The organism is Stenotrophomonas sp. INTA L402-1, assembly GCF_059295135.1.
The window spans coordinates 1-20,768 of the sequence record NZ_JCAFWP010000051.1 but is presented as its reverse complement, the minus strand read 5'-3'; the positions used below and the strand labels follow the sequence as shown (position 1 = coordinate 20,768).

Below are 20,768 nucleotides of genomic sequence, written 5' to 3'. Positions count from 1 at the left end.
AGATGTGTATAAGAGACAGGCTGTCAGCTCCCGCGCAATCGCACCCAGTCGTTCCATTGCGACGTTGCAGCAGCGCCTGCCGATGCCGTGCTGGGGGCGGCTGCCGTATCTGCCGGGTGCGAATGGCGAAGCGCTGTCGGCGTACCTGCTCGAGTGACCCTGGGTAGTGCCGGCCGCTGGCCGGCAACTGCATCCACCCGGGGATCCCGAGGTTGCCGGCCAGCGGCCGGCGTTACCGTGCCGCAGCCGCCAGCTCCTTCGCGATCGCACCGAGCCGCTCCACCGCACCGATGAAGCGCGCATCCAAGGTCTGGCAGCACGACAGACGCAGGCAGTGGCGATAACGCGCACCACGCGAATACACCTGGCCGGGCATGAACACGATGTCCTCTACCAGCGCACGTTCGAACAGCTCACGCGTATCCACGCCCGGCAGTTCGAGCCACAGCAGGAAGCCGCCTTGCGGCTCGGTGGCACGGGTGCCGGCCGGGAAGTGTTCGGCCACCAGCTGGCGCAGCCGTCCCACCTGTTCGCGGTACAGCCGGCGCATGCGGTGCAGGTGATGCTCGTAGCTTCCGGCTTCCAGATACGCCGCCACCGCATCGCCGAGCAGTTGAGGCTCGCCACCGGTGGACTGGAATTTCAGCAGCGCGATGCGCTCGGCGAAGCGGCCGCCATCCAGCCAGCCGATACGGTAATCCGGCGCCAGTGTCTTGGAGAACCCACCGACCACCATCACCCAGCCATCGCGATCGAAGGCCTTCAGCAAGGGCGCCGGCGGTTCGCAGAACTGCAGCTCGGCGTACACCGCATCCTCGATCAGCGGCAGTTGCCGTGCGTTGACCAGTTCGGCCAGGCGTTGCTTGGCGGGTGTCGGCATGGTGCAGCCCAGCGGATTGTGCACGGTGGGCATCACCACCAGTGCGGCCAGCGGCGTGTGCTCCAGCAGCGCATCCAATGCGTCGACATCCAGCCCGTGCTGCGGGTGGGTGGGCAGCTCGATGGCCTGCAGGCCGAGGTTGGCCAGCAAGGGGTAGAGGTTGAAGTAGGACGGCGCCTCGATGCCGACCGCGTCGCCGGGCTGGGTGACCGCGCGCAACGCCAGCTGCAGGGCCTCCATCGCGCCGTGGGTCAGCAGCAGCCGCTCGCTATGGGTGTGCAGGCCCATGCGTGGACCGCGACGCACGATCTGCGCCAGCAGCCTGGGGGAGCCGTTCGGGCGCGCGTAGGTTTCCACTGTCTGCTGGCCGTGGCGCAGCACCTGCGCGGTATGCCGGGCCAGCTGCGCGCCCGGATAGAACTGGCGACCGCGCGGACCGGCGAACGCCAGGTCGATCACTCCGGAGCGACGTTGTGCCTCCAGCACGCGAGCCATCAACACCTGCTGCAGCGGCGCGGTGGGCGCAGACGGCGTGTCGCGCAGCGAACGTTCCGGCACCGACAATCGCGGCGCGACCTCGAAGCCGGCTTTGGGCCGCGGAATCACCAGGCCGGCATCTTCCAGCTGGCGATAGGCGGCGATCACCGTGTTCAGGCTGAGCCTTCGCTGCAGGGCCATCTGCCGCAGTGAAGGCAGGCGGCTGCCGACCGGGAGACGTCCGCCGTGGATGGCTTCGGCCAGTTCATCGGACAGCCGTTGGTAGCGGGGTGGGATCATCGCGCTCTGGTCATCTGTATCCATCGAACTTCCCGCCATCTGGTTCTGTACCCATGATGATGGCGAGCCTAGCATGTCGTTGTCGGACGGGCCTGATCGGGGCACGGCCGATACTTCCCAAGCGCACGGCTGGATGGCCGTGCGTCTTTTTTTGGAGGTGGTACCGGCCGCTGGCCGGCGATCCCCAGATCCGCAGGAGCCGGCCAGCGGCCGGCACTACCCGGGTCGTTACCGCATCGGCACCAGTGCCGCGTCGCGCCGGTACAGCGCCGGGAACTGCTTGCCCAGTGCCGCCAGCTTCGGTGCGTCGTAGTAGCGGATGTAGGCCGCCTGCGGGTAGTTGGTCATGTAGTTCTGGTGGTAGCTCTCGGCCGGGTAGAAGTGCTGGCCGCTGACCAGCTGGGTGACGATCGGTGCGCGGTAGCTGCCGGCCTGGCCGAGCTGGGCGATGTAGGCGCGGCTGGCCGCCTGCTGGCGTGCGTCATCACTGAAGATCGCCGATCGATACTGGCTGCCTTGGTCCGGTCCCTGCCGATTGAGTTGGGTCGGGTCGTGCACCACCGAGAAGAACACCTGCATCAGCTGGCCATAGCTGACCTGGCGCGGGTCGTAGTCGATCTTCACCGCCTCGGCATGACCGGTCTGGCCACCGCTGACGCGCTCATAGCGCGCATTGGCCGCGCTGCCACCGATGTAGCCGGACACCGCATTGCTCACGCCTTTGACGTGCTGGAACACGCCCTGCACGCCCCAGAAGCAACCGCCGGCGAACACCACGCTGGCATGGGTGGCGTCATCGCGGAACGCGGCGTCGCCGCTGGGCGCCGGTAGTGCCTTGGCCTGCGCGCTGGCTTCCAGCGGTGCCGCGACTGCGCCGTGGTCGACCAGCAGCACGCCAGCGATCAATGCAGTAGCTACCAAGCCGGCGACACCGGCGGCGATACCTTGTTCAAAAGAGAGTTTCATCGTGTGCTCCCGTTTCAACCGAAGGTGAAGGCATAGGCCTGCACGCCCGCATCGAGGAATTCGATCTCGAAGCGGTGCGGGCCGACCGTGCCGCGCTGGCGCACCAGCTGGTACAGGCGGTGTTCGTTGACCACGCCGCTGCCATCGGCGCCGACATCGCTGCCGGCATCGGCGATGGGCAGCGGCTTGCCATCCAGCCAGACGCGGAAGCGCACTGGCTTGCCGTCCTCGCTCGGTGCCAGCACCAAGTGCAGGTCGCGCGCATGGAACTGGAATGCAATGCGGCCACCGGCCTGCTGCAGCTGCGCAGCTTCGTCGGTAACGGTCCAGCGCCCCGACAGTCCCCACCGGTTCAACGCCAGGGTGGCCGGCAGGTTGTAGTCGAACGCGGTGTCGCTGCGCTGCCCGCCGGGCGAGGCGAACTGCTCGGCGCGGGCGTGGCCCAGGTAGGTTTCCGGCGAACGCAGGTTTCCCATGTCGGCCTGCACGGCCACGCCCTTCAGGTCGGCGGCAGCGGGATCGGCCGGTGGTGGCAGGTTGGTCTGCCCGGCTTCGGTCAGCAGGCGACGGATCATCTGTTCCGAGCGCGCATAGTTGCCCTCGCCGAACTGATGGCCGCGGATGTTGCCCTGCGCGTCGACGAAGTACTGTGCCGGCCAGTAGCGGTTGTTGAAGGCGCGCCAGATCGTGTACTGGTTGTCGAGCGCCACCGGGTACTCGACCTTCAGCTGCTGCACCGCCTTCATCACGTTGCGTGGGTCACGCTCGAACGCGAACTCCGGCGTGTGCACGCCGACCACCACCAGGCCGTGGTCACGGTAGCGACGTTCCCATTCGTGCACGAACGGCATCGCGCGCAGGCAGTTGATGCAGGAATAGGTCCAGAAATCGACCAGCACCACCTTGCCGCGCAGCTGCTGTGCACTCAGCGGCGGGCTGTTGAGCCAGCCGGTGGCGCCATCCAGCGCGGGCAGGGTGCCTTCCACCGGCAGCGGTGCATCGGCACCTGCATTGGCGCCGGCCATCATCATCATCGGTGGTGCCGCCGGCTGCGCGCCGGGCACTGCGTCCAGCAGGCTTTGCTCGATGCGCGCGGTGCTGACCGTGGACAGGCGGGTCAGCAGGCCGGTATCCCAGCCGAGGCCGATCGCCACGACGGCCAGCAGCGCGGCTACACCCAGCACCTTGCGCAGGACATCGCCGAGGCCGAGCCGCGCCTGCAGCGCACGGAACACGCGGCCGCCGACCCACACCGCCAGCGCCAGCGCGGTGATCGCACCCGATGCATAGGCAAGCAGCAGGGTGCTGGTACCGACGCTGGCGCCATGCAGGGCAGCACCGGTCAGCACCAGGCCGAGGATCGGCCCGGCGCACGGTGCCCACAGCAGGCCGGTGGCGATGCCGATCAACAGCGAGGTCCATGCGCCGCCATGCCCAGCAGCATCCGCGGCATCGGCACGCGCGCTCAGGCGTGCACCCACACGCTGGAACGGCGCCAGCAGATGGTCGGCCAGCCGCGGCCAGAGCAGCGCGACCGCGAACAACGCCATCAGCAGCAGGGCGATCCAGCGTCCAACCTGGTTGGCCTGCGCCACCCATTGGCTGCCCACCGCAGCCAGGCTGGCGACCACGGTGAAGGTGAGCGCCATGCCCAGCAGCAACGGCAGCGTGCTGCGCAGGAACGGGCGATCGGCACGCGCGAACACGAACGGCAGCACCGGCAGGATGCAGGGGCTGAGCAGGGTCAGCGCGCCCCCGAGGTAGGCAAGCAGCAACAGCAGCATCGTCAGGCTCCGGAAGCAGGGGAAGAACCGACCGGCACCCGCCAGCCGTCGGCAGTGCCATCAGTGGCACCGGGAACGAACACCATCGCCGCACCGTTCATGCAGTAGCGCAGCCCGGTCGGGCGTGGCCCATCGTTGAACACATGGCCGAGATGGCCGCCGCAGCGGCGGCAATGCACCTCCACCCGCAGCATCCCGAAGGTGACGTCGCGGTCTTCGCCGATGGCGTTGTGCAGCGGTGCCCAGAAGCTGGGCCAGCCGGTGCCGCTCTCGAACTTGGTGGACGAGGAGAACAGCGGCAGTGCACAGCCGGCGCAAGCGAAGGTGCCCTGCCGATGTTCCTTGTTGAGCGGGCTGCTGTACGGGCGCTCGGTGGCCTGCTGGCGCAGCACCGCGTACTGCGCCGGGGTCAGCTGCTGGCGCCACTGAGCATCGCTGCGCATGACCTCGAACTGTCGCGACGGACGCGCTTCGGCGGCGGCCGGGGCGGCGCGGCTGCAGGCCCCCAGGCCGAGCAGGCCGGCGGCGGTGGCAACACCGCCCAGGCCCAGCAGATGGCGGCGGGAGAGGGACATGGCGGACTCCGGGAAGGGGCGACGGGGCCATGCTGCGCCCGCCCGGGTCAACGAATCCTCACGCAGGATTCAATTTTTCGTGAGGTATCGGCGGCCGTCCCGCGCCACAATGCAGCCAGCCTCCCCACTGGCCCCGAGCTGCCGATGTCCACCAAACGCGTGCTGATCGTTGAAGACGATGCCCACATCGCCGACCTGCTGCGCATGCATCTGGGCGATGAGGGCTACGACGTCGCCCATGCCGCCAGCGGCGATGCCGGCCTGCGCCTGCTCGAGCAGGACGGCCCGTGGGATGCACTGGTGCTGGACGTGATGCTGCCCGGCGTGGATGGGCTGCAGGTGTGCCAGCGTGCACGCGCGATGGCGCGCTATGTACCGATCATCATCATCAGTGCACGTGGCAGCGAAACGCAGCGCATCGTCGGCCTGGAACTGGGCGCGGATGACTACCTGGCAAAGCCGTTCTCGATGCCGGAACTGGTGGCACGGGTGCGCGCGCTGCTGCGCCGCGCCGAGGCGATGGCGCAGAGCGCGCGCATCGATGCCGGCGCGATCGAGCTGGGTGGGTTGCAGCTGGATCCGGTCGCGCGCACCGCGTCGGTGGATGGCAATACGTTGGAGCTGACGCCGCGCGAATTTGATCTGCTGCTGTTCTTCGCCCGTCATCCGGACCAGGTGTTCGCGCGCATGGAGCTGCTCAACCAGGTCTGGGGCTATCAGCACGATGGTTACGAGCATACGGTCAATACCCATATCAACCGCCTGCGCAGCAAGATCGAGCCGGACCCGGCCAACCCGCGGCGGCTGCTGACGGTGTGGGGCCGCGGCTACAAGCTGGTCGACCCGGCCGGGGCGGCGGCATGATCAAGCCCAATCTGTGGCAGAAGCTGGCGGCGGTGATCGCCGCGCTGATGCTGATGTGCTGCATGGCGTTGCTGGCACTGCAGATGCGCGCCAACACCCGCCATGAGCAGGAAGTGGTGCAGCGGCTGTCGCTGGGCCTGGCCGAACACATCGCCCAGCGCAGCGAGCTGATGGACACCAGCGGCATGCGCGATGCTGCGGTGCGTGCGCTGTTCGGCCAGCTGATGGCGGTCAATCCCAGCGTCGAGGTCTACCTGCTGGACGACCAGGGCCGCATTCTCGGCCACGACGCGCCCAGCGGCCATCTGGTGCGCAACAAGGTGGACGTGGCACCGCTACGCCGCCTGCTGGCTGGTGCGCCACTGCCGATCCTCGGCGATGACCCGCGCAGCGCCGATGGCCGCAAGGTGTTCAGTGCCGCACCGTTGATCGTGCAGGGCCGCCAGGCCGGTTATGTGTACGTGGTGCTGGTGGGCGAACACCGGCAGATGCTCGCCGACGATCTCGCCGCCGGCAGCCAATGGAACACCACGCTGTGGTCAGTCGTGCTGGTGGGGGGCCTCGGCCTGTTTGCCGGGCTGGTGGCGTTCTACTGGGTGACGCGTCCGCTGCGGCGCCTGACCCGACGCATCCAGGCGTTCGACATCGACGCGCCGACCCCACTGCCGCCGCCGGAGCCACTGCGGCCCGGTGAGCGCGATGAACTGGTGATCCTGGAACACGCGCATGCGCAGATGGCGCAGCGCCTGGGGGAGCAATGGCAGCAGTTGCGCCAGCAGGACCTGCAGCGGCGCGAACTGGTGGCCAACATCTCGCATGATCTGCGCACGCCGTTGTCGTCGCTGCACGGCTACCTGGAAACGCTGGCGCTGAAGGACGCCACGCTGTCCCCGGACGAGCGCCGCCGTTACCTCGGTATCGCGCTGGCGCAGAGCGCCAAGGTTGGTCGGCTGGCGCGCGCGCTGTTCGAGCTGGCGCGGCTGGAGCATGGCGAAGTGCGCCTGGAGTGGGAAGTGTTCGCGCTGCCGGAACTGCTGCAGGACGTACTGCAGAAGTTCGAGCTGGCCGCGCAGGCGCGCAACCAGCGCCTGCACGCCGAGTTCCCGCCCGGCCTGCCGCTGGTGCGTGCTGACCTGGGCCTGGTCGAGCGCGTGCTGACCAACCTGCTCGACAATGCATTGCGGCACGCACCGGAAGGTGGCCGGATCGAAGTGTGCCTGCGTGCGACCGCGGACAGCATCGAAGTGAGCGTGGCCGATGATGGTCCCGGCGTGGCAGCGGCGCTGCGTGCGCAGTTGTTCCAGGCGCCGGCCGCGCTGGGCGCACGGCGTGGCGAGAACGGTGGGCTTGGCCTGCTGATCGTGCAGCGGATCGTGCAGCTGCATGGCCGCCGCATCGAACTGCGTGACAGTGAGCGTGGCGCGCTGTTCGTGTTTGCCCTGCCGCGCGCGGAACCGGCGGTCTAGCAGGTCGTCTCGCTCTCCACGGCACCGCCGCTTTCCAGCGGCAGGTGCAGGCGGATGCAGGCACCGCCCAGCTCCGAATCGGTCACTTCAACGTGGCCGCCATGCTTGTCGGCCACCACCTGCACCAGCGCCAGGCCGAGGCCGAAACCGGGGCTGCCCGGGTCCAGCCGCACATAGGGTTGCAGTACCTGGCCGCGCAGTTCGGGCGCGATGCCGGGGCCGTCGTCCTCCACCTGCAGGCACAGCCAGCCGTCGTTGACCGTGCTGGCGATACGGATCTGCCGCCGTGCGTAACGCAGGGCATTGCCGAGCAGGTTGCGCAGCGCCAGTTCCAGCATATGCCGGTTGACATTGACCAGGCCTGCTGGCGACAGCGCCTGCTGTACCGGCAGCGGCAGCGGTGCGAACTGGGCCACCACGCCACGGACCAGTGCCGCCAGCTGCAGGCGCTGGCGGGTCAGCTGATGGCAACGACCGAGTGCGGCGTATTCGACGCCGGCATCGGTGAGGTGCTGCAGCCGATCGACATCGGTGCGCAGCCCGCCCAGCGCATCGCGTTGTATCTCGTCCAGCGCGGTGTCCTCCAGGTCGGCCAGGCCGAAGCGCATCCGCGCCAACGGCGTGCGGACTTCGTGCGCCACCGCCTGCGCCAGCACGCGCTGGCTTTCCAGCAGCTGCTGCAGCTGCTCGGCCATGTGGTTGAAGGCATTGGCCAGCGGCCGCACCAGCGCGGTGCCGGCACGCGGCGCGCGCGTATCCAGCTGGCCGTCGCGCATCTGCCGCGCCGCCTGTGCCAGCTGCGACACATCGCGCCACAGGCGGTAGACCATTACATACATCGGCAGCGCCACGGCCACCATCAGGATCAGCAGCAGGATCGCCACGCCGGACACTTCGCTGTCCTGCCAGCCTTCCTCAGGCAACGCCTCATCCAGTGGCCCCAGCATCACGGCATAGCCGCTGTCGCCGATCCGCTGCAGGCTGCGCATGTGTTCCAGGTCGATCTGCACACGGCCGTTGTTGAACGGCGGTCGCTGGCTGGCCGACAGCGCCTTCTCCGCCTCGGCCAGCGGCACCATTCGCAGGGCATAGGCGAAGTCGGCGTCGAGCCCTCGTGCCAGCGCCGGCCACTGGTCACGTGGTGTTTCCGCGAAGCGTTGCTGCAGCAGCGCATGGGTGCCACGCATCTCGGCCAGCAGGCTGGCTTCGGTGCGGTCTTCCAGCAGCGCATCCCAGGCCCACAGGCCCAGCACGATCAGCAGCAGGTGGGCGACCAGGAAGCCGATGCCGTAGCGCAGGAAGTGGAAGGCGTGGCCGCGCATCGCCGAGTGCGTGCGCTTCATCCCCATGCCGAGCGGCTGAACAGGTAGCCGCGTCCACGGACGGTCTTGATCCGCTCCGGTTGTTCAGGGTTGTCGCCCAGCTTGCGGCGCAGGCGCGAGATGCGCGCATCGATCGAACGGTCCAGGCCGTCAAAGGCGATGCCTCGCAGGCCGCGCAGCAGCGCATCGCGGTCCAGGATCTGGCCGGCGTTGCTGGCCAGCAGGAACAGCAGGTCGAACTCGGCCGTGGTCAGCTCCAGCAGGCCGCCCTGCAGGTGCACGTTGCGGGTGGACGGGTCGATGTTCAGCTCGCCGAAGCGCAGGCTGCCGTCGCGAGGTTCGACCCGGCGATGGCGGCGCAGGTGGGCACGCAGGCGGGCGAGCAGCACCCGCGGTTCGATGGGTTTACCGATGTAATCGTCGGCCCCCAGCTCCAGTCCCAGCACCTGGTCGATGTTGTCGGTGCGGGCGGTCAGCACACAGATGATGCCGTCATAGTGGGGCCGGATCTGCCGACACACTTCGAAACCATCCTGGTCGGGCAGGCCGACATCGAGCAGGACCAGGGCCGGCTTCTCGGCCAGGATCCGGGCCACCGCGCGCTCGCCACTGCGCTCATGGGCCACCTGATAGCCATGCCGCTGCAGATAGTCGCTGACCATCGTACCCAGGCGGGCATCGTCTTCAACCAGTACGATATCCAGCATTTTCAAGGCCTCCGTGGGCGCAAACGTACCGCCACGGCACGAGCGCGGCGATGCTATCCCAGCCTGCGGGCCGCCCGGGTCCCGGGGGCGGGCGCCATTCAGCCGGGGTTGCTGGCGCTCGGGCCGGGCCTCAGGCCTGGCAACAACTTGGCGTCCAGCATAGCTTGTTGCCGTTACAAAACGTTACCTTCGTGATACGTTCGGTGACCATCGCTGACAGCAAAGCGACTGACGCGGGGCAGGGGGCGGGCCGAGCATGGAGTCTCCTCCGTTCCGCGTGCCGTCCTCATGTCGCCCGCTGCCTTCTCCCTGCCGAACCTGTCCCACCGCCGCCATTGCGGGGGTATCCGATGAGCGGCGTGGTTGGCGCCTGGCTGCCGCCGGCCGAGGACGAGCACCTGCTGCAGCAGCTGGCGCCGATGCTGCGCGCCCTGCAGCAACGTGGCCGTGGCCGCATCGGTTACTGGACCGACGCCGAGGCCGGCCTCGCGCTGGGCCATTGCCGGGCGCCGACCGATACCCCGCTGCAGCCGCTGAGCTCGGACTGCGGCCGTTACGTGTTGTGCCTGGACGGCCGCCTGTACAACCGCGCCGACCTGCAGGCGCAGCTGCGCGAGCTGCCACGCAGCTGCAGCGACGCCCGGCTGCTGCTGCAGGCGATCGTTGAATGGGGCGTAGAGCGGGCGCTGTCGCGTATCGAAGGCGCGTTCGGTTTCAGCGTCTGGGACCGTGAGTCGCGAGCGTTGTGGCTGGCGCGTGATCCGGTTGGCGAGCGGCCGCTGTATTACGGCTGGTTCCAGGGCCAGTTCCTGTTCGCCTCGGAAATGAAGGCGCTGCAGGCCTTCGCCGGTTTCGCGCCGAGCATCGACCAGGATGCGCTGAGCCTGCTGCTGCGCCACGACTATGTGCCGGCGCCGCACACCATCTACCGCGGCATCCACAAGCTGGTGGCCGGCGCGGTGCTGCGCGTCGATCTGGATGACCACGCTGCCGGCGGTTCCAGCCAGGCGGCGGAAGGGGGCGCGCGCTACTGGTGCGCACGCGATGCGATGCAGAGTGCGCTGCAGGAACCGCTGCAGCCGGCGCCGAGCCTGGAACAGGCCACCGACCAGCTGGAAGTGGTGTTGCAGAAGGCGATCGCGGCACGCATGCATTCGCCGCTGGCCTGCGGTGCGTTCCTGTCCGGCGGCACCGACTCGTCGCTGGTGACCGCGATGATGCAGGCGCAGTCGACGCTGCCGATCGAGGCCTGGACGGTCGGCTTCGACGATCCCGGCCACGACGAAAGCGATTGGGCCTCGCAGGTCGCTCGCCACCTGGGTGTGCAGCACCATCTGCACCGGATGGATGCGCGCCAGGGCCTGGACCTGCTGCAGCGCCTGCCGCAGGTCTGGTGCGAGCCCTTCGCCGACGCCTCGCAGCTGCCGACCCTGCTGGCCAGTGAACTGCTGGGCGCGCGCAAGCCGGTGGCGCTGACCGGCGACGGTGGCGATGAACTGTTCTTCGGTCATCCCAGCTATGGCCGCGCACTGCGCAATGCACGCCTGTGCGGTGGCTTGCCGGACTGGGTGCGTGACTTGGCGCGGCGCAGTGGCAACCGCATGAACGTCGAGCGTGGCCGCCTGGGCGGTTGGCGTGCGCTGGTGGCCGAGGTTGCCGCCAACGATGTGGAAGGGCATTACCTGCAACGTGTCACCCGCTGGCGGCAGCCGGCGCAGGTGGTGCTGGGCGCACGTGAGCCGATGACGATCTTCCAGCAGCAGGACACTGCGCTGCCGGCCGAGGCGCGCATCCAGCTGTTGGATTTCCGCATGGATCTGGCCGAGGGCATCCTCGCCAAGGTCGACCGTGCCGGCATGGCGGCGGGCGTGGAGACGCGTGCGCCGCTGCTGGACATGGAGGTGGTGCGTCTGGCCTGGCGCCTGCCGCAGCACCTGAAGTACCACGATGGTGAGCACAAGCGGATCCTCAAGCACCTGCTGGCGCGCTACCTGCCGGAACCGCTGGTGTACCGCCCCAAGCGCGGTTTCGGTCCGCCGATGGCGCGTTGGCTGGCGGGCCCGCTGCGCGATTGGGCGGAGGCGCTGCTGGATCCGCAGCTGCTGCGCAACCAGGGCTGCTTCGATGTGGCACGCGTGCGCGGTATCTGGGAGGCGTTCCTGCGTGGCGAGCGCAAGTGGCACACGCACCTGTGGAACGTGCTGATGTTCCAGGCGTGGCACCAGCATTGGCACGGTGGTCGCGGGCGCTGAGCGGTTTCTGCATCGCGTGCGGCGGATTGAATCATCGTGGCGCGGGGCGGATGCCCTTGCGTACGAATGTCCTCCGGCGCCGGCCGTTGGCCGTCATCTCCCCCTTTACTTCGCACGCAAGGGCATCCGCCCCGCGTTCGGAGTTCGTCGGCGCCTCATTGAGAAGCTGTCGCGAGCGCTGCGCTCTGCTCACCGCACGCCCATCCCGGCGGGGCCCTTCAGTTCGCAGAGACGTCGGACGAAGATGCACTTCGGAATCCAGACACCAGGCAAAAAAAGACCCGGCAGAGGGAGGGATCTGCCGGGTCCGGATTGCGTGGGGGGAGGGACCCACGCAATGAGCGTTGCGTCGCGTCAGTGGTTGTTCGCGTCCGCCGTTGATTCGTTGTAGCCCTGCACCAGTTCGGACCAGGCCTTGCCGGCCTGCAGGCCGAGCCCGACCACGTCCTGCTGGGCCTGGCCGAGCCGCTGCAGGTTGTCCTGCCACAGCTGTGCGCCCTTGTTGAGCACCCCGGCCGCGTCGTCACTGCGGGCCAGCTCGCCGAGCCAGCCGCCGGTCGCGGTCAGGTTGCGCTCTATCGCCTTCAGCTGCACCCCGAACATGCTTTCCGCGTTCTCCAACGCCAACCGGTTCGCGCGCGTTGCCGCGGCGGCGAGCTGGCGGGTGGCATCACTGAAGCGATCGCTGAAGGCGGTGGCCATGGGGGCATCAGGGAGTAGCTTGATGCAGTGCAGCATACGCCGTTGATGCGGCAATGCAACAAAAATAACAAAGGCGCCCAGGGCGCCTTTGAAGGACCTTTCAGATCAATGGGTTGATCAGGCTGTTGGGCCGCGGTAACGGCAACCCGAGGTGCAGGTTTCGTGCACGGTGATCTCGCTCAGCGCCGGCAGGCTCGGCTTCAGCTCGTTCCAGATCCACACCGCCAGGTTCTCGCTGGTCGGGTTCTCCAGGCCGGGGATGTCATTGAGGTAGTGATGGTCCAGGCGGTCGTAGATCGGCTGGAAGGCCGCCTTCACGTCGCCGAAATCCATGATCCAGCCGGTCTGCGCACCCGGCTCGCCCTCGACCTTCAGTTCCACCCGGAACGAGTGGCCGTGCAGGCGCGCGCACTTGTGCCCCGGCGGCACGTTGGGGAGGCGGTGCGCCGCCTCGAGCATGAAGACTTTGAAGATTTCCATGACGCGATTGTACGCCGCAGGTGGCCGGCCAGCCTGAGCGGATGTTGGACTTTCGTGAAGCAAGTCTTTCCATCCGGATGAAGAGATGATAGTTTCTCTTATATCCGTATGAAGAGATGTTATTGGCCGGACCCCGGCCAGGCATGGACTACTGCGGAACTTCGTCGCCCTTACCACCTCCCCCACATCGTCATGCCCAAGCACACCCTGCTCGTGGCGGCCCTGGCCGTCGCTCTGGCCGCGCCTTTGTCCGCCGCCGCCGAAACCTCCGCCGACGCCAGTGGCGAAGCCAGCACCCTGGCTGCCGTGCGCGTCACCGGTTCCAACATCAAGCGCACCGATACCGAGGCCTCCAACCCGGTGCAGGTGATCGGCCGCCAGCAGCTGGAACAGACCGGCAAGGCCACCGTGGCCGATGTGCTGCGCTCGATCTCGGCGAACACCGGCAACGCCAGCAACGAAACCACCAACAACGGCTGGGCCTCCGGCTCGGCCGGCATCGGCCTGCGTGGCCTGTCGCAGAAGAACACGCTGGTGCTGCTCAACGGCCGTCGCCTGGCCAACTACGGCTTCCCGGCCGGTGGCCTGTCCGACACCTTTGTCGATCTCAACGCGTTGCCGCTGGTCGCGGTCGAACGCATCGAAGTGCTCAAGGATGGCGCCTCGGCGGTCTACGGCTCCGACGCCGTGGCCGGTGTGGTCAACATCATCACCCGGCAGAACTTCGAAGGCGCCGAGATCGGCGGCAGCTTCGGCGGCGCCGACCAGGGCGGCCTGCACGAGCAGAACCTGAAGTTCGTCGGCGGCCTCGGTGATCTCGATACCGACGGCTACAACATCCTCTTCAGCCTGCAGGGCTACAACCGCGAACGCCTGGATCAGGACGAACGCAACCTGACAAAGAGCGGCATCTACACCGACAAGCCCGGCGGCCGCTGGAACGGCTGGTCGGCCAAGGGCGCGCGCTACCTGGTCAACGGCGTGTCGGTGCCGATGCTCGATGCCAACGGCAACTGCCCGACCGGTACCACCCGTGTTGCCAGCGCGCCGATCGACGGCCTGGCCGGTGATACCTGCGGTTTCAACCAGGCGCCGTTCACCACTCTGATTCCCTCGACCAAGCGCTACCAGGCCTATGCCAACGGCACCTTCCGCCTGAACGACAATGTCGAAGCCTTCGGCGAAGTGCTGTACAGCCAGATCAAGAGCACCGCGTGGTTTGGCAGCAGCCCGTTCTTCACTCTGGAAAGTGGCCGCTTCGCCTTGAACGCGGACAGTGGCCTGGCCGAGCCGGTGTCGTCGCTGCAGCCGGCCAACAATCCGTACAACCCGTACGGCCGTGCAATTCCGATCGAATACACCTTCTTCGACCTGGGCGGCACGCTCAAGACCAACCGCTCCACCGCCTACCGCGGCGTATTCGGCCTGCGTGGCACCACCGCGAAGTGGGACTGGGAAGTCGCAGCGTTCGGCGCGCGCAGCAGCGAGCGCGAGAGCGTCTCTGGTGGCTTCGCCAACCGCTGGGCGCTGGCCGATGCGCTGGCAACGGGCAGCTACAACTTGCTGAACCCGGCGGCCACGCCGCAGTCGGTGCGCGACTCGATCAACATCGCCACGCTGCGTCCGGCCGAATCCAAGCTGCAGGGCATCGATGCCAAGATCTCCGGCAGCCTGGGCCACACCTGGGCCGGCGAGATCGGCTTCGCTGCCGGTGCCGAGTGGCGCCGCGAGAAGCTCGATTCCAACAACCCGTGGCAGATCGACGCAGGCCTGCAGGTGCGCCCGGCGATCGCCGAAGTGCACGGCCAGCGCCAGGTCAGTGCGGCCTACGCCGAAGTGAACGTGCCGCTGGCATCGACGCTGGAGCTGTCCGCTGCCGCGCGCGCCGATCACTACGATGATTTCGGCGATGCGTTCTCGCCGAAGATCGGCCTGCGCTGGCAGCCGCTCGACTTCCTGCTGGTGCGTGCCTCGGCGTCGAAGGGCTTCCGTGCGCCGTCGCTGTCGGAGAACTCCAACAGCACCAGCATCGCCTACGGCAGCGTGGTCGATCCGCGTGACCCGGACGTGCCGGGCTCGCGCCAGAACCCGACCTTCTTCACCGTCGGCAACAACGAACTGAAGCCCGAGCGCACCAAGAGCGTGAACTTCGGCGTGGTGCTGTCGCCGTGGGCCAACACCAACCTGAGCGTGGACTACTACCGTATCCAGCTGGACAACCTGGTCGGCACCAACAACACCCAGACCCTGGTCAACGACAATGTCGCCGGTGCCGTGCAGCGCGATGAGCGTGGCAAGCTGCAGGCGGTCTACAACCGCTACCAGAACCTGAGCGAGCTGAAGACCTCGGGCATCGACGTCGAGCTGCGCCAGCGCATCCCGACCGCTGCGCTCGGCGACTTCACCGTGTCCTCGGCCTACACCCACGTGCGCGACTACCGTCGCCCGACCGTGGTCGGCGGCCCACTGGTGGACTACGCCGGCAGCAACCTGGGCGCAACCCTGCCCAAGGACAAGGCCACCACCACGCTGGACTGGAAGTACGGCGACTTCAACGCAGCCGTGACCTGGTACTACACCAGCAGCTACCGCCAGGAAGCCAGTACCGCTGCCAAGGCCGTGCAGCAGCAGGTCGGCAGCTACAGCCAGTACGACCTGTACCTGGCCTACACCGGCATCGACAAGCTGACCGTGTACGCCAAGGTGCAGAACCTGGCCGACAAGACGCCACCGTACGACGCCTCGTTCCCGGGCATCCGCGCGCCGTACGACTTCAGCCAGTACGACCTGCGTGGCCGCTACTTCACGCTGGGCTTCGATTACCGCTTCTGATCCATCCGCCGCGGCCGGTCACCTGAGAGGACCGGCCGCGCGACCGTCTGCCGTTGTGTTCCAGGGGAGTCACCGTGTCCTTGCATCGTCGTGCCGTTCTTCCATTGCTGATCGCCGCCGCCACCGCACTGTCCTCGCCGCAGCCGGCGCAGGCACAGAGCGCGTACTTCTTCCCGCAGGTGACCGACGCAGCGGCGTTCGATGCAGCGGTGCCCACGCCGGAGCAGTTCCTCGGCTACCCGATCGGCAGCCGTTACACCCGGCACGACCAGCTGGTGGCGTACTTCCAGGAACTTGCGAAACGCTCGGACAAGATCAGCGTGCGCGAGATCGGCCGCAGCTATGAAGGTCGCCCGCTGCTGATCGCCACCGTCACTGCTGCAGGCAACCACGCGCGGCTGGAACAGATCCGCCAGCAGCACGCGACCCTGGCCGATCCGGCGCAGCCGCGCAGCGCCGCCGGCGACAGCCCGGTGGTGGTGTGGCTGGGCTACAGCGTGCATGGCAACGAGACCTCCAGTGCCGAAGCGGCGATGCTGACGGCGTACTACCTGGTGGCCAACCGCAGTGGCGAAACCCAGCAATGGCTGCAGCAGGCGGTGGTGCTGTTCGACCCGGCGCAGAACCCGGACGGCCGTGATCGTGCTGCCAACTGGCACAACGCGTGGGCCTCCGATCCGGCTTCGGCCGACCCGGCCGACAAGGAACACGTCGAGCCGTTCCCGCCGGGCCGCACCAACCACTACTTCACCGATCTCAACCGCGACTGGCTGGCCCTGACCCAGCAGGACTCGCGGCCGAAGCTGGAGGTGTTCCACCAGTGGTACCCGAACGTGCAGATCGATTTCCACGAGATGGGCAAGGACAGCACCTATTACTTCGAACCGTCGCCGAAGAGCATGCACAGCCCGCTGATTCCAGCGGCGTCGTATGAATTCAACAAGACCCTGGCCAAGTACCACGCGCAGGCGCTGGATGCGCTGGGCTCGCTGTACTACACCGGCGAGAACTTCGACAACTTCTCGCCGGTGTACGGCTCGACCTATCCTGATTTCCACGGTGCCGTCGGCGTTACCGTCGAGCAGGCCAGCTCGCGCGGCCGCGTGCAGGAGTCGGTGAATGGTCTGCTGACGTTCCCGTTCACCATCCGCAACCAGGTGGCTACCGGGCTGGGCACGGTGCGCGGCGCGGTAGCCGAGCGCAGCGGCCTGTTCGACCTGCAGAAGCAGTTCTTCCAGAGCGCGTTGAAGCAGGCCGCACAGCAGCCGGTGAAGAGCTTCGTATTCGGCGATGCGCATGACCCCGCATTGACCCGTCGTTTGCTGGAACTGTTGCTGCTGCATCGCATCGAGGTGCGCGCGCTGGAACGTGACGTCAGTGTCGATGGCCAGCGCTTCGATGCCGGCAGCGCCTACGTGGTGCCGGTGCAGCAGGCGCAGTTCCGCCTGGTGCATTCGATCTTTGCCGAGACGCCGCCGATCAAGGGCGATGTGTTCTACGGCAGCACCAGCTACGCGATTGCACCGGCCTACGGTGTGGCCTTCGCCGGTAGCCGCAGCCGCATCGACGGCGGCGCACGCGTGGCGGCGCTGCCGGCGGAGCAGGGCGCCGTGCTGGGCGGCCAGGCAGGATTCGCCTACGCGATCGACTGGCGCGACTACAACGCCGGGCGCGCGTTGGCTGCGCTACAGGGCAAGGGCGTGAATGCACGCGCGGCATTCCAGCCGTTCACCACCGCGACGGCGCAGGGCGAGGTCAGCTTCGCCGCCGGCAGCTTGGTGATTCCGGTGGCCGGGCAACCACTGCAGGGCACGGCGTTGCTTGAGGCAGTGACGTCCGCCGCACGCGAGGCAGGTGTGCAGGTGCACGCGCTGTCCAGTGGCCGCAGCCGCGAAGGCATCGACCTCGGCAGTGACGGCGTCAAAGCGCTGCGCAAGCCCTCGGTGGCACTGGTGATGGGCGAGGGCGTGGCCGCCACCGAAATCGGATCGGCGTGGTTCCTGTTGGACCAGCAGCTGCGGTTGCCGGCCAGCAAGCTGGATCCGCAGCAGCTGGGCAAAGTACCGCTGGACCGTTACACCACCATCGTGTTGTCCGGCGGAACCTATGCCGGCGTCGATGCCACGGCGGTGGCTGCACTGAAGCGCTGGGTGCAGGCCGGTGGTTCGTTGGTGACCTACGGCAGTGCCTCGAAATGGGCGATCGAACAGAAGCTGGCCGACGGCGAGAAGCTCGGCAAGGAAGAAGACGCAGCTGACGAAAGCCGCCGCGCGTTCGGCGATCAGCGCGACATCGCAGCGATCGAGCGGGTCAGCGGCAACATCCTCAGTGCCGATGTTGATACCAGTCATCCGCTGGCGTTCGGTGTGCCGCGCCGGCATCTGGCGATCAACAAGGAGAACACGGTAACGCTGCAGCCGAGCACGAACCCGTTCTCGACGGTGGTGCGCATCGACACGCCGCCGCGGGTGAATGGTTATCTGTCCGAGCGCAACCGCGCGCGGGTGGCAGGCAGCGCGTGGCTGCTGGTGTCGGCGCAAGGGCAGGGCAACGTGGTGCTGTTCGCCGATGATCCGGCGCATCGCAAGTACTGGCACGGGACGGATCGACTGCTGATCAACGCGGTCTTCTTCGGGAATCTGGTGAATCCGAGTAAAGCGCGGGGTTGAGGCTGCACGCGCTTTGATTGATGCGTGTGGGGGAGGCCGGGCGGGCTGCGCAGGACACGCCGTAAACCCATCCATGGGGGCTCGATGGCGCCTTGCTCGTGTGCGCTGTCCTGCGCACACGGCAAGGCCGGGGTTGGGCGTCCTGCCTAACCCGCCCGAGGCATGCCTCGGGCCCATGGCGCCAACGGTCCTGCCTGGGCCTCCGGGCCTCCCCTCGACGGTTTCCTGCGGGCGCGGATGCATCGAACCCCAAGGCGGGAGCAAGGGCGAAAGCAAAAGCAAAGCCAGGAATTGCGACTTCGGCTTTTGCCTTTGAATTTGAATTTGATCTTCTTCTCCCGGCTACCCGTCGGGACAAGTAGGCGCTGGCGATCTTTGAAGCGGCGCAGGGCGGAGTGGGGGCAAAACCGTGAGCGCCATGGATGGCGCGATCGAGCCCCCATGGATGGGTTTACGGCGTGTTTTGCCCCCACTCCGCCCTGCGCCGCCCCAAGCCAAACCATCCGCGTGCTTTCACCCAGGGTAGCCGGCAAAAAAAAGGACGGCGCGTCAGCGCCGTCCCTCGATAGCCCCCCGCGCAGCGGGAAGCACCCTCCATGTCAGCTGGGATCAGCCGGCGCGACTGCCGCCGTTGCCACCCTGGCCGCGGCCACGGCCGCCACCATTGCCGCCACCGCCACGACGCTGGCCCTGACCGGCACCTGCACGCTGCTGGCCATTGCCACCGCCCTCGCGACGGCCGCCACCGGCCTTCTTCGGGCCCGCATGCGCATGGCGCGGCGCATCGCCGTGCGGACGGCGCGCGTGGTTCTTGCGCGGTGCGCGCTCGCCGGTATCGTGCTCGGCCTTGCCCGGCGCGCTGTTGCCCCAGCGGATCGGCGTCTGCAGCTCGAAGCCCGGCACATCGCGGATGTCCATGTCGCGGCCCAGCAGGCGCACGATCGCGCGCAGCAGCTTCACTTCATCCTGCGCCACCAGCGAGATCGCCTGGCCGGTCGCGCCGTTGCGGCCGGTGCGGCCGATGCGGTGCACATAATCTTCGGCCACCATCGGCAGGTCGAAGTTGATCACCTTCGGCAGCTCGTTGATGTCGATGCCGCGCGCGGCGATATCGGTGGCCACCAGCACGGTCACGCGGCCGGCCTTGAAGTCGCCCAGTGCACGCAGGCGCTGGCCCTGGCTCTTGTTGCCGTGGATCGCCGCGGTCTTGATGCCCGACTTTTCCAGGAACGTGGCCAGCTTGTCGCTGCCGTGCTTGGTGCGGGCGAACACCAGGGTCTGCTCGCGGCTGTCCTGCGCCAGCAGGTGCAGCAGCAGGTCGCGCTTGCGGCCGGCATCGACCGGGTGCACGCGATGGGTGATGGTTTCGGCCACGGTGTTCTTCGGCGTCACCTGGATCTGTTCCGGGTTGCGCATGAACTCCAGCGCCAGCTGGCGGATGTTGTCCTCAAAGGTGGCCGAGAACAGCAGGGTCTGGCGGTTCTGCTTCGGCAGCTTGGCCAGGATGCGCTTGATCGACGGCAGGAAGCCCATGTCGAGCATGCGGTCGGCTTCGTCCAGCACCAGCAGTTCAATGCCGGACAGGTCGATGCTGCGACGCTCCAGGTGGTCGATCAGGCGGCCCGGGCAGGCCACCAGCAGGTCCACGCCACGGCGCAGGATGTCCAGCTGGTTGCCCATGCCGACGCCGCCGTAGATGCAGGCGCTGGGGATGCGCAGGTACTTGCTGTAGCCGCGCAGGCTGTCATGCACCTGAGTGGCCAGCTCGCGGGTCGGGGCCAGGATCAGCGCGCGCGGCTTGCGCGGTCCGCTGCGCACTTCCTGCGAGGCGGTGCCCAGGTGCTGCAGCAGCGGCAGGCCAAAGGCAGCGGTCTTGCCGGTACCGGTCTGTGCACCGGCAAGCAGGTCGCGGCCGGCCAGCGCCAGCGGGATCGCCTGCTGCTGGATCGGGGTCGGGTTTTCGTAGCCCTGCTCGGCAAGCGCACGCAGCAGGAAGGGCGCCAGGCCCAGCGATTCAAAAGACATTGAGATTGCTCCAAGTACAAGAAACGCCTGTCCGACTGGACAGACGGGGGCAGATCAAACTGATCGGCTGACTCGGAGCGTTCCCGTGAACCGCGCTGCGAGAATTGGGTGCAGCCGGCACGAAGCGCAGGCTGGAATGCGTGACGAACGGCGTCGGAGTGGGGGCGGGCGAAGAGGGCGGACCCTGGTCGCCGGCGGTCCCGGAGGGAAACGGACGGCCGCTGCAGACCCTGCAAGTCTAAACGATGTTTGAGACTTCACGCAAAAAGGCCTGTTCAGGTAGGGGGGGCTCTATGCAGGGCTGCGCCCTGCACCCGCAGAGGCCGAAGCAACGTCAACGTCAACGTCAAAAGCCGGTTTCCTGAGGGACGCGGGGTGGGTCCGGTTGCGGGGGGCGCTGCAAGTACGTCCATGTAAGCTCGGTCGCCGCATCCATGCGGCTCACGCCCTGTCTCTTATACACATCT

14 protein-coding genes are annotated in these 20,768 nt (G+C 67.5%); 5 read left to right on the top strand and 9 right to left on the bottom strand.

Annotated features, from left to right (window positions below):
* Positions 1–232 precede the first annotated feature (232 nt).
* The 4 genes from AC5O77_RS19930 to msrB all read right to left on the bottom strand — a co-directional run bounded on the left by AC5O77_RS19930 (position 233) and on the right by msrB (position 4,982).
* On the bottom strand, positions 233–1,681 hold the full coding sequence (locus tag AC5O77_RS19930) for an aminotransferase-like domain-containing protein (protein ID WP_494507100.1): 1,449 nt from the start codon (positions 1,679–1,681) through the stop codon (positions 233–235).
* 204 nt (positions 1,682–1,885) lie between these two features.
* Positions 1,886–2,623: a peptide-methionine (S)-S-oxide reductase MsrA gene (gene msrA, locus AC5O77_RS19925; protein ID WP_049398354.1), complete on the bottom strand. Its 738-nt coding sequence runs from the start codon at positions 2,621–2,623 to the stop codon at positions 1,886–1,888.
* A 14-nt stretch (positions 2,624–2,637) separates the two neighbouring features.
* Complete coding sequence (locus tag AC5O77_RS19920; protein ID WP_494507099.1) at positions 2,638–4,407, bottom strand: cytochrome c biogenesis protein DipZ; 1,770 nt, start codon at positions 4,405–4,407, stop codon at positions 2,638–2,640.
* Positions 4,408–4,409: 2 nt separating this feature from the next.
* Entirely contained in the window at positions 4,410–4,982 is a 573-nt protein-coding gene (gene msrB, locus AC5O77_RS19915; protein WP_049424854.1) for a peptide-methionine (R)-S-oxide reductase MsrB, read from the bottom strand.
* A 144-nt stretch (positions 4,983–5,126) separates the two neighbouring features.
* Between msrB and AC5O77_RS19910 the strand changes: the two genes are divergently transcribed.
* A complete protein-coding gene (locus tag AC5O77_RS19910) occupies positions 5,127–5,846 on the top strand; it encodes a response regulator transcription factor (protein ID WP_014645826.1) in 720 nt (239 codons plus the stop codon).
* On the top strand, positions 5,843–7,312 hold the full coding sequence (locus AC5O77_RS19905; protein ID WP_494507098.1) for a sensor histidine kinase: 1,470 nt from the start codon (positions 5,843–5,845) through the stop codon (positions 7,310–7,312). The genes AC5O77_RS19910 and AC5O77_RS19905 overlap by 4 nt, the downstream gene beginning before the upstream one ends.
* Here the strand turns inward: AC5O77_RS19905 and AC5O77_RS19900 are convergent.
* A complete protein-coding gene (locus tag AC5O77_RS19900; protein ID WP_182267217.1) occupies positions 7,309–8,655 on the bottom strand; it encodes an ATP-binding protein in 1,347 nt (448 codons plus the stop codon). The two genes, AC5O77_RS19905 and AC5O77_RS19900, sit on opposite strands and share 4 nt — an antisense overlap.
* Positions 8,652–9,341, bottom strand: coding sequence for a winged helix-turn-helix domain-containing protein (locus tag AC5O77_RS19895; protein ID WP_010484092.1), 690 nt, complete (start codon positions 9,339–9,341; stop codon positions 8,652–8,654). The genes AC5O77_RS19900 and AC5O77_RS19895 overlap by 4 nt, the downstream gene beginning before the upstream one ends.
* 350 nt (positions 9,342–9,691) lie before the next feature.
* Here AC5O77_RS19895 and asnB point away from each other — a divergent pair, with 350 nt between their 5' ends.
* A complete protein-coding gene (asnB, locus tag AC5O77_RS19890) occupies positions 9,692–11,593 on the top strand; it encodes an asparagine synthase (glutamine-hydrolyzing) (RefSeq protein WP_121504809.1) in 1,902 nt (633 codons plus the stop codon).
* A gap of 354 nt (positions 11,594–11,947) precedes the next feature.
* Here the strand turns inward: asnB and AC5O77_RS19885 are convergent, their stop codons facing one another.
* Together AC5O77_RS19885 and queD are read right to left on the bottom strand one after the other, a co-directional pair.
* Positions 11,948–12,295, bottom strand: a complete 348-nt coding sequence (locus AC5O77_RS19885) for a phasin family protein (RefSeq protein WP_369353926.1) — start codon at positions 12,293–12,295, stop codon at positions 11,948–11,950.
* Positions 12,296–12,412: 117 nt separating this feature from the next.
* Entirely contained in the window at positions 12,413–12,775 is a 363-nt protein-coding gene (gene queD, locus AC5O77_RS19880) for a 6-carboxytetrahydropterin synthase QueD (protein ID WP_005407953.1), read from the bottom strand.
* A gap of 192 nt (positions 12,776–12,967) precedes the next feature.
* Between queD and AC5O77_RS19875 the strand changes: the two genes are divergently transcribed.
* The gene (locus tag AC5O77_RS19875; RefSeq protein ID WP_478058110.1) at positions 12,968–15,607 is read left to right on the top strand and encodes a TonB-dependent receptor plug domain-containing protein; all 2,640 of its coding nucleotides are present in this window, start codon (positions 12,968–12,970) and stop codon (positions 15,605–15,607) included.
* A 74-nt stretch (positions 15,608–15,681) separates the two neighbouring features.
* Entirely contained in the window at positions 15,682–18,276 is a 2,595-nt protein-coding gene (locus AC5O77_RS19870; RefSeq protein WP_478058111.1) for a M14 family zinc carboxypeptidase, read from the top strand.
* Positions 18,277–18,885: 609 nt separating this feature from the next.
* On the opposite strand, the gene AC5O77_RS19865 is transcribed toward AC5O77_RS19870, so the two are convergent.
* Entirely contained in the window at positions 18,886–20,301 is a 1,416-nt protein-coding gene (locus AC5O77_RS19865; RefSeq protein WP_478058112.1) for a DEAD/DEAH box helicase, read from the bottom strand.
* Between the last annotated feature and the right edge of the window lie 467 nt (positions 20,302–20,768).